The organism is Photobacterium sp. S4TG1 (assembly GCF_036040035.1).
In the GTDB taxonomy this organism is placed as follows: Bacteria; Pseudomonadota; Gammaproteobacteria; order Enterobacterales; family Vibrionaceae; genus Photobacterium.
This window is the reverse complement of sequence record NZ_JAYXUH010000001.1, coordinates 610085-622987: the sequence shown is the minus strand read 5'-3', so window position 1 is coordinate 622987 and position 12903 is coordinate 610085. Positions and strand designations below refer to the sequence as shown.

Genomic DNA, 12903 nt, shown 5'->3' with positions numbered 1-12903 from the left:
TAAGGAACCGAGAAGCATGCTAGAAAAGTTATTTAAACTCACTGAAAATGGCACAACTGTGCGCACTGAAATTATGGCGGGTGTCACTACCTTCCTGACAATGGCTTATATTATTTTTGTAAACCCCACTATGTTAGCCAGCACAGGAATGGATCAAGGCTCAGTGTTTGTTGCTACTTGTTTAGCGGCAATGATTGGCTGTTTTGTGATGGGTTTTTATGCTAACTATCCTGTTGCTCAAGCACCCGGTATGGGACTTAACGCCTTTTTCACCTACACCGTTGTGTTAGGTATGGGCCATACATGGCAAGTGGCTTTAGCGGCGGTATTCTTATCTGGTTTATGCTTTATTGCATTGAGTGTTATGCGAGTGCGTGAATGGATCATCAACGCGATCCCTCATTCATTACGTATCGGTATTTCAGCTGGTATTGGTTTATTTTTAGCGTTTATCGCTCTGCAAACATCAGGTATTGTCGTTGCTAGCCCTGCAACATTAGTGACGGCTGGCGATTTAACCAGTTTTCCAGCAATTATGGCTGCACTCGGTTTTTTCTTGACAATTTCTTTAGTACAACGCGGTTTTAAAGCCGCGGTATTGATTGCGATTTTAATTGTAACTGCGATCAGCATTATTGTTGGTGAAGTGGATTACAACGGCATTATCTCTATGCCACCAAGTATCGCTCCAACCTTTATGCAGCTTGATTTTTCAGGCGCGATGGAAGTGGGTTTAATCTCAATTGTGTTTGCTTTTTTGTTTGTCGATTTGTTTGATACCGCAGGCACATTGGTCGGTGTTGCAACTAAGGCAAACTTAATAGGTGAAGATGGTAAATTACCACGTTTAAATCGAGCGCTATTAGCAGACAGTACTGCAACCTCTATTGGTGCTCTACTGGGGACGTCAAATACCACATCTTTTGTTGAGAGTGTGTCGGGTGTCGCAGTTGGTGGGCGTACAGGCCTAACAGCCGTAACGGTTGGCGTGTTATTCTTGTTAGCCTTATTTTTTGCTCCGTTGGCTGGAATGGTTCCTGCCTATGCAACGGCGGGTGCGCTGTTTTATGTTGCTATTTTAATGATGTCAGGTTTGGTATCAATTGAATGGCGAGATTTAACGGAAGCGGCTCCTGTGGTTGTTGTGTGTTTATTAATGCCTCTAACTTACTCGATTGCAGAAGGTATTGGTCTTGGTTTTATCACATTTGCGGTTGTAAAAGCATTGAGTGGCAAGGGACGTGAAGTAAACATCAGTGTGTGGGTTATTTCAGCACTATTTCTTGCAAAGATTATTTTCTTATAAGCGTGATGTTATTTACGCTTACATAAATTTATGCGGTTTTAAATCGCTGTTTCAGAGGTTGTTTTACTATGAGTAATAAATTCGTCATCACTTGGGATAACATGCAAATGTACACACGCCAGCTAGCAGAAAAATTGCTACCAGCAGAGCAGTGGACAGGTATTATTGCAGTTAGTCGTGGCGGTTTAGTGCCTGCTGCTATTTTGGCGCGCGAATTAGGTATTCGTCATGTTGATACTGTATGTATCGCAAGCTACGATCATGATCATCAGCGTGATATGAAAGTGATCAAGCAAGCAGATGGTGATGGTGAAGGTTTTATCGTGGTTGATGACTTGGTTGATACTGGCGGTACTGCTGAAAAAATTCGTGAAATGTACCCACGAGCTAAGTTTGTGACTGTATGTGCTAAGCCGGCAGGTCAGCATTTAGTTGATGATTTTGTTGTTAGCATTCCACAAGATACTTGGATTGAACAACCTTGGGATATGGCGGTTACTTTCGTTGATCCTATTGCGAAAAAATAATACTTTTCTTTCACTACAGAACCAGCAATAACGTTATATTGTGGTGATGATCGTGCTTGAAAACTAAGTTTTATCAAAGACGTCACGTTGTTGGCGTCTTTTTTTATGGATTTTAGTTATTGGCAGCCGTTTAGGTATATTATCTAGGTCTATTAAGAGAAGTGATATATACGTTGGAGGATGCCGTGTCGGAACCATCAAAACAAAATTTATCAGAGAAGCTATTTGCTCCACGTCAAACCAGCAAAGAGACATCGAATATTGTTAAGATTGCACATGTCCGTAGTGGGGATGTAAACAATGCTCTTGATGGTGAAAGTCAACTTGAATGGTATCGTGTCCTACGTCGTCCGCAATGGATATGGCAAGGTGTTGATCCTGTTGAGCAAGAAGCGGTTTTAGCGCGCATAGCGGGTTCAAATGCTCCTCGAACAAATGACCATTTATTAGATACCGTTATTGGCTACCGTCCAGGAAATTGGGCCTATGAATGGTCTCAGTTAGCATCAAATTATCAGCAGTTAGCACGTACAGCGGCTAATAATGGCGAGAAACTAGCAGCATCAGAGTTGTTATTTAAAGCCAGTACCCATTATAGCATTGCTGCATATCCTTATATCAAAGGCGACCAGCTCGCTGATCAAGCAGAGTTACAAGCTAATCAAAGTTATCGTGAGGCGATTGAACTTCGCCCACATGATATGCGTAAAATTGATGTTAAATATGAAAATAAGACCTTTGAGGCATTCATTCATCTTCCGCGTACTGATAAGTTATTACCGACAGTTATTGTGAGCGGTGGTTTAGCGACATTACAAAGTGACTTGTGGCGTTTATATCAAGATTATTTAGGCCCTGCAGGATATGCAATGGTCACGCTTGATATGCCATCAGTGGGTCACAGTGATCGTTGGAATTTAACTGAAGATACCAGTCGTTTACACCAAGCGCTACTTCAACAAATTCGTGATGTGCCTTGGGTTGATAACCGCAATGTCGCGATGTTAGGGTTACGTATGGGCGGTAATGCTGCAATTCGACTTGGCTTTATGGAGCCTACACGCTTAAAAACCTGTGTTAGCATTGGCGGTACAATCAATAGTTTCCTCACTCAACCGAAACTATTAGATAAGATTCCACGAATGTATTTGGATGTGTTGGCATCACGTATGGGTAAAAATGGTCAAGCTGAAGCGAGTATTAAATCTCATTTGCCAGCATGGTCATTAAAAAACCAAGGCATACTCGGCCGTCGCCGGGTTGATATTCCCATGCTTGGTATTGGTTTGAAAAATGATCCTATTTGTCCTGAAATGGATAATCAACTGATTGCGTTATCAAGTTACGGTGGTAAAGCAATTACCTTACCCGCAAAGCCTATTTATGATGGTTATCATCGAGTGATGACTGAAGTAGTTAAATGGCTGGATGATAAAATGAAATAATTATCACCGCGATAATATGATCATTAACAATAACGGAATCGTACCTTAGTGTGATTCCGTTTTTTTATAATAAAATATATTGTCATGATATTGTTAGCAAAATTGACGGCTATAGTTTGTTATTTTGTTAAAAAGTATCCATAATGTAGTCAATTATTATTGTGCTGAGCGTAATAGTTTAATGCGCTGTGAATAATATAAAAGGTAGTAAGTCTTACTTGCGTATTCAATACCGCTGACTATGGATGGACAAAATAATGACAACAGCAACAAGCTTTCCACCACATGGCCGTTTAATGTCTAAATTGACGGCAATAGGCCCTTATCTTCGTGAGAAAAAATCACAACCCCAACGGTTCTTTTTTGATTGTTTAGCGAGTTGTGTCAATGCTGAAAAAGAACCTGAATTACGTGAATTTTGGGGATGGTGGTTAGTGATGACTGCAACTGATACTGGCTATGAATATGACTATAATTTTGGTCGATTTAATGCCGCAGGTGAGTGGGTTGATGGCAAATTACCCGCTAAACATAAAGAAGCAGTATTAAAAACATTGACGGATTTCTACTCAAAATTAACACCTTTTATCATTGATGAGTGTGAGTTAACACTCGCTCCTGCTGCAATATTAACTCAGACTCCACTCACTGAATTATCGGCTAACTAAGCCATATTATTTTTTTAGTTAGCCAGAATAACCACTGGCGACATTGAATCGTGCGGTTGTGAGATTTCAATCAATATGCACAAATATTGTCGCTGCGTGGTACAAGTGTTATTCATTAGGGATGTTTATGCTTAAACATCCTCCTAAAGCCGATTAATATTGATTTTGTCATTGTTTTTTTCTTGTGCTTTTCGATAGGGATTGATACAACAAAGAACATTTATTCTTTCAATCTATTTGATCTCATGGCTGATTCAAAAAAATCTCATGCTCAACAGCAAGACGCTGCCGCAACACATACAATTGTCGTCAAACTAGGTACTAGCGTGCTAACAGGTGGCACACTGAAACTTGATCGTGCCCATATGGTTGAGTTAGTGCGTCAATGCGCTATGTTACGTAGTCAAGGCCATAAAATTATCATTGTTACTTCAGGTGCGATCGCGGCTGGTCGTGAGCATTTAGGTTACCCCGAACTACCCAAAACAATGGCGAGTAAACAATTACTGGCCGCAGTTGGACAAGGTCGCTTAATTCAAGAGTGGGAAACCTTGTTTGGCATTTATGGGATCAATATTGGTCAAATGTTATTAACGCGCGCTGATTTAAACGATCGCGAACGCTATTTAAATGCGCGCGATATGCTGGTGGCATTATTAGATAACGGTATTGTGCCGGTTGTTAATGAAAATGATGCCGTAGCAACGACTGAGATCAAAGTAGGTGATAACGATAACCTTTCTGCACTTGTCGGTATTTTAGGTGGTGCGGACAAGCTATTATTAATGACAGACCAAGCCGGTTTATTTACCGCGGATCCACGCAGTAATCCTGATGCCGAGTTAATCCATGAAGTACATACCATCGATGATAAGCTACGTAAATTAGCGGGTGGCACGGTGGGTGGATTAGGTACTGGCGGTATGGCAACGAAGTTACAAGCAGCAGAAGTGGCTTGTCGTGCGGGTATCGAAGTTATTATTGCCGCGGGACGTCGCGTTGATGTGATTGTTGATCTTGCTGCAGGTAAAGCGGTAGGAACACGTTTTCTTCCTTTAGAATCACCACTTGAAGGCCGTAAGCAATGGATCCTTGCTGGTCCACCGCCAGCGGGTGATATTGTGATTGATGATGGTGCTGTAACCGCTGTGCAGCAAAAAGGCAGTAGTTTACTTGCTAAAGGGATCACTCTGGTAAAAGGCACTTTTGAGCGCGGTGAAGTCGTCCGTATTTTTGATAGCAAAAATGTTTTACTGGCACGAGGTATTAGTCGTTATTCAAGTGATGATATGGCTAAAATTGCAGGTAAACACAGCCATGATATTCATCAGGTTTTAGGTTATGAATACGGTCATGCTGCTATTCACCGTGATGATATGGTTGTTATTTAGTTGTAGTGATAATTCAACCGATAACTTATTAAGCATTGAATTTGAATTTAAGTAAGGAATTATTGTGAATCTTGAAATAATGGGACAAGCGGCGCAGCAAGCTGCGTTTGAATTAGCGACCACTGCAACTTCGATAAAAAATACTGCGCTAGCGATTATTGCAGATGAATTAGAAGCACACCAAGCGGCTATTCTTACAGCTAATAAACAAGATATTGATGCCGCTGTTGCGAGTGGTATGTCTGATGCGTTAATCGATCGTTTATTACTTAACGACGAACGCATTTGTGCTATTGCTAATGATGTGCGTAATGTTATTAACTTAAATGATCCTGTTGGTGCCGAACTTGATAGTCGTGTACTTGAAAATGGTATGCGTTTAAGCCGTCGTCGAGTGCCGCTAGGTGTTGTTGGTGTCATTTATGAGGCTCGCCCTAATGTAACCATTGATATTGCAGCACTGTGCCTTAAAACCGGTAATGCCAGTATTTTGCGTGGCGGTCGTGAAACATTCTATTCAAATATGGCACTGGTAAAAGTCATTCAATCTGCATTAGCTAAAGCGGGTTTACCTGCCGCGTCTGTGCAATATATCGAACAGCCTGATCGTGAATACGTCTCGCAGCTACTTAAGCTTGATCAATATGTTGATATGATTATTCCTCGTGGTGGTGCTGGTTTACATAAGATGTGTAAAGAAAACAGTACTATTCCCGTTATCATTGGCGGCTTTGGTATTAGCCATATGTATGTTGATGATAGTGCCGATCTATCTCGATCATTAGATGTGGTTGAAAATGCGAAGGTGCAGCGCCCTTCGGCATGTAACTCATTAGATACGTTATTAGTTAATGAACAGATAGCAGCGACTTTTTTACCACGTTTAGTGGAACGTATGAATAAAGCCCAAGTAACACTGGTCGCTGACGATGCTGCGTTTAATTTACTTGAAGGTAAAGCAAGTTTATTACGTAAAGCTGAAGCGGGTGACTTTGATACTGAATGGTTAAGTTATACGTTAGGCGTTAAAGTTGTTGCTGATGTTGATGAAGCTATTGCGCATATGCGTAAACATAATGCGAGTCATTCAGATTCAATCCTAACTAATAATATTCAAGCGGCAGAGCGATTTGTTAATGCGGCAGGTTCCGCTGCGGTATATGTGAATGCATCTACTCGTTTTACTGATGGTGCACAATTTGGTTTAGGTGCTGAAGTGGCGGTATCTACACAAAAACTGCATGCTCGAGGTCCAATGGGCTTAGAAGAATTGACCAGCTATAAATGGGTCGGTATTGCTGATTACCTGAGCCGTCCGTAATTAGTAACAAAGATAATACATATCAAAAAAGCTGCCGATAAAATGGCAGCTTTTTTATTGGTGTTAAATTGCTTGTTTAAGCTTCGCAAGTCCATATGCGGCAATGGTGACGCTATCTTTTAATTCACCGTTAATGATCATTGCTTCAAATTCAGTAATAGAAAAAGATTGGCTGATGAGATCTTCTTCTTCAGCATCTCGGTGTTGCTCTGGTGATGAGTGGAGTTGGGTCGCAAGATAAATGTGACAGGTTTGATTTAAAAAACCATAAGCAATAAATTGGCTACCAAGGTAAACCATATTATCTGCTATTAATCCTGTTTCTTCTTGGAGTTCACCTTTAGCAAGATCAAGATGATCCGCATCAGGGTTTGCTTCCCACGCCCCTTGTGGAATTTCCCAACACCGTTGTTGAATACTATAGCGAAATTGTTGTACTAGCTGAATGCGACCATTATCAATCGCTAAAATAGCGGCACAATCGGGCTTTTCAACCACACCATAAATGCCTTTGGCACCACTTTGACGCTGGATTTTATCTTCGCGTACTGTCATCCATTTATTTTGATAAACAACGCGGCTGTCTAATGTTTTTATATCAGTCATTTTTATCCTGCGAGTGGTTGCTGTCGTGAGTGTTATTAGTCTTCGTGGGTTGTAATGGCTGAGGCTCGTCAAATGGTGTTTGTGGTGGTTGTCTTTTTTTTAGTCCGGTACGCATATAAGCGGTGTACTTTAAAGCGGCAATATTACTGGCGATTACTGCGATAATAATGACACAGATAACCCAAGGATTAAAAAACCATTCCATATTCACCTCACAACCATAATGTCTATATCAATCCACTGTATTTGATGAGTGTGATTGATCTCGAGTTCAAATCATTGTTATAGAGTATCAAAAATATGGGTTAGCGACGATGGCTTCATGATAATAACAATGCATAATTATCTATCAAATATCGCATTATTAGCTGTTCAATAGTGTTATCTGAACAGCCTTAATGATGATGACGAAGGACGCGTAACTATAGAATATTATTTAGAATCCGCTGATACATATCAGTCAGCTTTTCAAGGTCAGTGACTTTAACGCATTCATTAACTTTGTGGATAGTTGCATTAACTGGTCCTAATTCAACTACTTGTGCGCCTGTACGAGCAATAAAACGACCATCTGAAGTTCCACCCGTTGTCAGTAATTGTGGCGAAGTCTGGTTTATGTCAGTAATGGCAGCAACAACGGCATCAACTAATGTTCCACTATCAGTTAAGAAAGGATGGCCACTTAAGGTCCACTTTAGATCGTAGTCTAGGCCATGCGCGTCAAGGATTGAATGTACGCGGCGTTTAATATCGACGTCAGTTAATTCTGTGCTGAAGCGAAAATTAAACTGTATTTCACATTGGCCTGGAATAACATTTGATGCACCAGTACCTGCAGCAATATTAGGAATCTGAAAGCTGGTTGGCGGAAAGAAGTCATTACCGCTATCCCAATGGGTTGCGGCTAATTCAGCTAACGCGGGCAAGGCTTTATGAATCGGATTATTCGCTAAATGTGGGTAGGCAACATGGCCTTGAATACCTTTAACGAGCAGATCTCCTGTAATAGAACCACGACGACCATTTTTAACAATATCACCAACAGTATCAGTACTTGATGGCTCACCAACAATACACATATCTATTTTTTCATTGCGCGCTTCAAGTGTGTCAATTACGCGAGTGGTACCATTAATAAAAGGGCCTTCTTCATCAGAAGTGATCAGAAGTGCAATCGATCCTTTATGATCCGGTTTTTGTGCGATAAAACGTTCAATCGCAACAACCATACACGCCAGTGAACCTTTCATATCAGCGGCACCACGTCCATGTAAGTAGCCATCAATAATTGTGGGTTGAAAAGGTGGTGTATGCCATTGCTCGATAGGTCCTGAAGGCACAACATCGGTATGACCAGCAAATACAAACAGTGGTGCTTGAGTGCCACGACGAGCCCACAAATTCACTGTATCTTCAAACACCATGGTTTCAATACTAAATCCTAATGCTTGTAAGCGCGCGATCATAACTTGTTGGCAGCCAGCATCTTCAGGTGTGACTGAAGGGCGAGACATTAAGTCTTTTGCTAGTGCAATAACGGGACTGTCAGACATCCTTGTATCCTTGTTATTTAGTAAGAAAAATAGCGTTATATTGGTCAGGTTTAAAACCTAAGTAGTAATGGTTATTATGCTGTAATAACGGACGCTTAATCATTGCGGGTTGCTCTAGCATTAATTGTAATGCTGTCTCACGATCAAGGTTGGCTTTTTGTTCTGCGGTTAATTGACGGAAAGTTGTGCCTCGTTTATTAACCATTGCTTCCCAACCAAGTGCTGCTTCAAAGATTTCTAGTTGCGCAAGATCAAGCCCATCAGTGCGATAATCATGAAATTGATAAGCGATATTTTCAGCAGCAAACCATTGCTTCATTTTTTTGATGGTGTCGCAGTTTTTTATACCGTAAGCGATAGTATTCATATTTGACTGACTTTTTTATAATAAGTAGATTATCTTTTATAGCGAGATTATTAGGTTATCGCAACCGTTGTGCTTTTATTGGGAGTATTTACGGTAACTTACTTAAGCGGTGATAATTATAATAATGCGATCAAGTTCACTTTTATTTGTATCCATAATGATGAAACCGAATGTCTCGTTGATCAAACGCAACATCCTTGTTTGAGAACGGGCAATAATAGGCACAGTATATTATGGAGGCCCCAATGGAACTGAATCCGGTTTTTGCCCGTAGACTTTATCTGGCTTTACTTGTTGAGCACACGGAACGTCCTAATGTTCCTCGTTTAATTGAACAAACGGGTTGGCCCCGACGGACGATTCAAGATGTATTAAAAGCCTTACCTGGGCTTGGTATCGAATTGACGTTTATTCAAGATGGGCGACGTCATAATGATGGTTATTATAAATTAAGTGACTGGGGACCTTTTGACCTGCAATGGGTTGAATCGCGTGAACAGGATTTAATTACCTCTTTAGCGTTGTAAGCTAGAACTATCAGAATGATTAAATACCGCAGTGTGTTTATCACTGCGGTTTTTTATAGCCTTAATAACCTATATTTTGCAAATAGAGTACCGTTGCGGCGGTGCGTGATTTGACTTGCAGTTTGCGTAATAAACTTTTCATATGTACTTTTACTGTCGCTTCTGAAATAAACAGTGAGTCCGCAATGACTTTATTGCTATGGCCTTTAGCAACTTCTTGTAATATCTGGTTTTCTCTTTCTGTTAAGCTTGAAAATAGGGTGTTTTCAACACAATTACTATTTAAGTATGTTGTTACAACCTCGCTATATGCTTTCCCCCCTGTTAGTGCGCTTTTTAGTAAAGCGACTAATTCATCCGGTTCGGTATCTTTAAGTAAATAGCCATCAGCACCAGCCTCGATAAGCGTTTTGATATCAGCATGATTGTCTGACACCGTAAGGATAACAATACAGGCATCGACACCTTCATTACGAAGCGTAATTAAAGTGTCTAAACCTGACATACCTTTCATGTTGAGATCCAATAAAATAAGATCGGCGGGAAGCTTATGAGCAAGGGCAATGGCTTCATTGCCATTACTGGCTTCGCTAATAACATCAAAAGCGTTATCAAAACTCAATAGTTGACCAATGCCTCTGCGCATTAATGGATGATCATCGACGATCATTACTTTCCAAGGTGCCATCTTTTTATCCTTCTGATAATGCGAACTGTAATTTAACTTGACTACCAACACCGATTTTAGAATGAAGGGTTAACTCTCCTTTTAAGCGAGAAGCACGCTCTTGCATGATATTTAAACCGTAGTGATTAAGCTTTGAGTTTGAGGGGTCAAAGCCAACCCCATCATCAGTAATTTCAATATAAATAATGCTGTGATGTTGATGACAAGTAATTTTTATTTGCTTGGCATTGGCATGTTTGATTGCATTTAATACTGCTTCTCGAATTATCTGCAATAAGTGGACCTGATTATGTGCAATTAATGCCATTGACGGTAATTGGTTTTCAATTTCAAATTGGGCTGATGTTTGTTCTCGCAAGGGGATTAACAATTGCGTTAATGCTTCACTGAAATTGGCTTCTTTAATGGTTAATCGAAAGGTACTTAATAGCTCACGTAATTGGGTATAAGCATTTGATAGTTCTTCATCAATGGTTTGTATTGTTTGTTGCTGGCGTTCATCGGTGTTAGTCAGTTGTCGTTTTAATAGCGTTAATTGAATTTTAAGATACGACAATGACTGTGCTAATGAGTCATGCAGTTCACGAGCAATTGTCGCTCGTTCTTCCATCAGTAATAACTGCTCGGTTTGTTTTTGAGTGCGGTTGTAATAAATGCCACGACTTAAAATATTAGCGATATTTTCAATCAATGCCAGATCAGGGCAAGGTAATTGATATTGCCACCATAATTGCCCCATTGTTTCACCATCAATTAATAATTGTTGGCGGTGCCAAGTTGTTGGTTGCTCTTTACCTACGGTAATTTCAGTAGTGGTGCCGTTTGATTCTTCAATAACTAACTTGGCTGCGGTTAAGCCATCAATTGCGATTAATGTTTTTAACATATGCTGAAAGTGATGGTGAGTTAAGCGGCTAACCGAGAGTTGTTGTGAGCAGTTATATAACACTTTTAATGATTCATTGGCATGGCGCAGACGGTGAGTTTTTTCATTGACACTTTGCTCTAAATCGCAATAAAAATTATTTAAATCGACAGCCATTTGAGTAAAGGTACGCGCCAGAATTCCTAATTCATTATTACTATTATTATTGATGGTTAATGAAAATTGATGTTGTTTGATTTGTTTACATCCTGCCATTAATTGATTGAGCGGCAGTACTATTTTTCGTTGAGTAAAATGAATTGTAAATAACACTACCATTAAAATAAGTACGAGCCCAATGGCACTAATTAATGCCAATAGATACAACTTGTTTTCTGATGATTGCTGTAATTCAAAGACAAAATCATCGATACGCTCAACAAAAGGAGCGACCTGAGTTAGATAGCCATCTTTATCCATTTGCTCCAATTGTGGGCGTACGGCTTGCCATGTCAGAAGTAATTCTGAGTAGTGATGTTGTATTTCTTGCGGAACATACCAATGGTGCAAGGCCTGCATCGCTGGTGATGTTAAGGATTGCTCAAACTCTGCGGTATGAAGATTAAGTAGTGGTGAATGGGTTTCTATATCAAATGCCAAGCGATAACTTTGCATTCTTAAAGAGCCCGCCGTATTGATAGCTGCTGCATCGTTAAGACTCGAAACTAACATGCATAGCGCTAAGCTGCTCGTCGTTGCCACTAAAAAGAGAATAGTGACCATTGAGCGGCCAATTGTGCTAGTCACTGAGTTAACTTTTTGTTGCTGCATGCATTGCCGCCGACGGGTAAATATGAATAATTATTAATGGAAAAATGCGCTAGGTATTATTTATCTGAGTTGTGTTGAGTCTGCTATTCTTTTAGTGACTGGTTACACGATAAATTTGCAAATAGTAGACATTATCCATCATGTTTTATTGATCTAGATCAATGTATAGCATCAATTACCCCTTAGTGGGTATGTTCGCAGTTATGACGATATTTAAAAATAACGTAAAAGAACATGAATAGAAAGTGAATGGCAATAAGATGGAATAATTTGTCATCCTCTAATGTTGATATATAAAAGGAGAGCGCTGTGATTAATCGTTCCCGTCGAGGTTTCTTTACTCGTCAGCGCCGCTCTCCGCAGCAACGCTTGCCTTGGTTAAAGAACGAAAACACCTTCACTGATCACTGCCTGCGTTGTAATGCTTGTGTTGATGCATGCCAAACAAAGGTGATTGTAAAAGGTGATGGTGGCTTTCCTGTGGTGGATTTTCATCATGGAGAAGGTGAATGTAGTTTTTGTTATCAATGTGCAAATGTGTGCCCCGAACCTTTATTTGAGCTCCAATCCCAATCGCCATGGATGCAAGTGGCGTCGATTAATTCATCGTGTATCGCGCTTAATAATGTTGAATGCCGAAGTTGTGGCGATCAATGTGAGACACAAGCTATCAGCTTTTCTTTACAAGTGGCGAAGGTTGCTCAACCAGAGATTAGTCAGGTTGATTGCAGTGGATGTGGTGCATGTATTAGTAGTTGTCCTGTGGCTGCGATTGAAATGATAACGCCTTAAATTTAAAGAATCATAG

General features: G+C 40.3%; 14 protein-coding genes. 8 read left to right on the top strand and 6 right to left on the bottom strand.

Annotated features, from left to right (window positions below; translation table 11 throughout):
- Positions 1–16 precede the first annotated feature (16 nt).
- The 6 genes from VXS03_RS03030 (at position 17) to VXS03_RS03005 (ending at position 6658) form a co-directional block, all read left to right on the top strand.
- A complete protein-coding gene (locus VXS03_RS03030) occupies positions 17–1306 on the top strand; it encodes an NCS2 family permease (RefSeq protein ID WP_327761906.1) in 1290 nt (429 codons plus the stop codon).
- 68 nt (positions 1307–1374) lie between these two features.
- Complete coding sequence (gene gpt, locus VXS03_RS03025; protein WP_080157097.1) at positions 1375–1833, top strand: xanthine phosphoribosyltransferase; 459 nt, start codon at positions 1375–1377, stop codon at positions 1831–1833.
- A 185-nt stretch (positions 1834–2018) separates the two neighbouring features.
- Positions 2019–3278, top strand: a complete 1260-nt coding sequence (frsA, locus tag VXS03_RS03020) for an esterase FrsA (protein ID WP_327761904.1) — start codon at positions 2019–2021, stop codon at positions 3276–3278.
- Between the two features lie 257 nt (positions 3279–3535).
- Positions 3536–3946 (top strand): sigma factor-binding protein Crl, encoded by a 411-nt coding sequence (gene crl, locus VXS03_RS03015; protein ID WP_327761903.1) that lies wholly within the window; start codon positions 3536–3538, stop codon positions 3944–3946.
- 245 nt (positions 3947–4191) lie between these two features.
- A complete protein-coding gene (gene proB / locus VXS03_RS03010; RefSeq protein WP_327761902.1) occupies positions 4192–5337 on the top strand; it encodes a glutamate 5-kinase in 1146 nt (381 codons plus the stop codon).
- A gap of 79 nt (positions 5338–5416) precedes the next feature.
- On the top strand, positions 5417–6658 hold the full coding sequence (locus VXS03_RS03005; RefSeq protein WP_327762035.1) for a glutamate-5-semialdehyde dehydrogenase: 1242 nt from the start codon (positions 5417–5419) through the stop codon (positions 6656–6658).
- A 63-nt stretch (positions 6659–6721) separates the two neighbouring features.
- Here VXS03_RS03005 and VXS03_RS03000 read toward each other — a convergent pair whose 3' ends face one another.
- From VXS03_RS03000 to VXS03_RS02985, 4 genes are all read right to left on the bottom strand, one after another.
- Positions 6722–7264: an NUDIX hydrolase gene (locus VXS03_RS03000; protein WP_327761901.1), complete on the bottom strand. Its 543-nt coding sequence runs from the start codon at positions 7262–7264 to the stop codon at positions 6722–6724.
- Positions 7257–7469, bottom strand: a complete 213-nt coding sequence (locus VXS03_RS02995) for a DUF2897 family protein (protein WP_327761900.1) — start codon at positions 7467–7469, stop codon at positions 7257–7259. Before VXS03_RS02995 ends, VXS03_RS03000 begins: the two co-directional genes overlap by 8 nt.
- A gap of 217 nt (positions 7470–7686) precedes the next feature.
- Positions 7687–8817 carry a succinyl-diaminopimelate desuccinylase gene (gene dapE / locus VXS03_RS02990; RefSeq protein ID WP_327761899.1) on the bottom strand — a complete coding sequence of 377 codons (1131 nt, stop codon included), beginning with the start codon at positions 8815–8817 and terminating at the stop codon, positions 7687–7689.
- Between the two features lie 13 nt (positions 8818–8830).
- Entirely contained in the window at positions 8831–9184 is a 354-nt protein-coding gene (locus VXS03_RS02985) for an ArsC family reductase (RefSeq protein ID WP_327761898.1), read from the bottom strand.
- A gap of 245 nt (positions 9185–9429) precedes the next feature.
- Between VXS03_RS02985 and VXS03_RS02980 the strand changes: the two genes are divergently transcribed.
- On the top strand, positions 9430–9711 hold the full coding sequence (locus tag VXS03_RS02980; protein WP_036795756.1) for a winged helix-turn-helix domain-containing protein: 282 nt from the start codon (positions 9430–9432) through the stop codon (positions 9709–9711).
- A 61-nt stretch (positions 9712–9772) separates the two neighbouring features.
- Here the strand turns inward: VXS03_RS02980 and VXS03_RS02975 are convergent, their stop codons facing one another.
- Both VXS03_RS02975 and narQ read right to left on the bottom strand, forming a co-directional pair.
- Entirely contained in the window at positions 9773–10399 is a 627-nt protein-coding gene (locus VXS03_RS02975; RefSeq protein WP_327761896.1) for a response regulator, read from the bottom strand.
- A 4-nt stretch (positions 10400–10403) separates the two neighbouring features.
- Entirely contained in the window at positions 10404–12095 is a 1692-nt protein-coding gene (gene narQ, locus VXS03_RS02970; protein WP_327761895.1) for a nitrate/nitrite two-component system sensor histidine kinase NarQ, read from the bottom strand.
- A 309-nt stretch (positions 12096–12404) separates the two neighbouring features.
- On the opposite strand from narQ, the gene napF reads away from it, so the two are divergent.
- Positions 12405–12887 carry a ferredoxin-type protein NapF gene (napF, locus tag VXS03_RS02965; RefSeq protein WP_327761894.1) on the top strand — a complete coding sequence of 161 codons (483 nt, stop codon included), beginning with the start codon at positions 12405–12407 and terminating at the stop codon, positions 12885–12887.
- Positions 12888–12903: the final 16 nt, after the last annotated feature.

What these genes read in the sequence shown, in the direction of transcription:
- crl (WP_327761903.1), top strand. Translation starts at nt 3,536, where the DNA reads ATGACAACAGCAACAAGCTTTCCACCACATGGCCGTTTAATGTCTAAA.
- narQ (WP_327761895.1), bottom strand. Translation starts at nt 12,095, where the DNA reads ATGCAGCAACAAAAAGTTAACTCAGTGACTAGCACAATTGGCCGCTCA.
- VXS03_RS02995 (WP_327761900.1), bottom strand. Translation starts at nt 7,469, where the DNA reads ATGGAATGGTTTTTTAATCCTTGGGTTATCTGTGTCATTATTATCGCA.
- VXS03_RS02975 (WP_327761896.1), bottom strand. Translation starts at nt 10,399, where the DNA reads ATGGCACCTTGGAAAGTAATGATCGTCGATGATCATCCATTAATGCGC.
- gpt (WP_080157097.1), top strand. Translation starts at nt 1,375, where the DNA reads ATGAGTAATAAATTCGTCATCACTTGGGATAACATGCAAATGTACACA.
- VXS03_RS02985 (WP_327761898.1), bottom strand. Translation starts at nt 9,184, where the DNA reads ATGAATACTATCGCTTACGGTATAAAAAACTGCGACACCATCAAAAAA.
- VXS03_RS03005 (WP_327762035.1), top strand. Translation starts at nt 5,417, where the DNA reads ATGGGACAAGCGGCGCAGCAAGCTGCGTTTGAATTAGCGACCACTGCA.
- dapE (WP_327761899.1), bottom strand. Translation starts at nt 8,817, where the DNA reads ATGTCTGACAGTCCCGTTATTGCACTAGCAAAAGACTTAATGTCTCGC.
- proB (WP_327761902.1), top strand. Translation starts at nt 4,192, where the DNA reads ATGGCTGATTCAAAAAAATCTCATGCTCAACAGCAAGACGCTGCCGCA.
- VXS03_RS02980 (WP_036795756.1), top strand. Translation starts at nt 9,430, where the DNA reads ATGGAACTGAATCCGGTTTTTGCCCGTAGACTTTATCTGGCTTTACTT.
- VXS03_RS03030 (WP_327761906.1), top strand. Translation starts at nt 17, where the DNA reads ATGCTAGAAAAGTTATTTAAACTCACTGAAAATGGCACAACTGTGCGC.
- VXS03_RS03000 (WP_327761901.1), bottom strand. Translation starts at nt 7,264, where the DNA reads ATGACTGATATAAAAACATTAGACAGCCGCGTTGTTTATCAAAATAAA.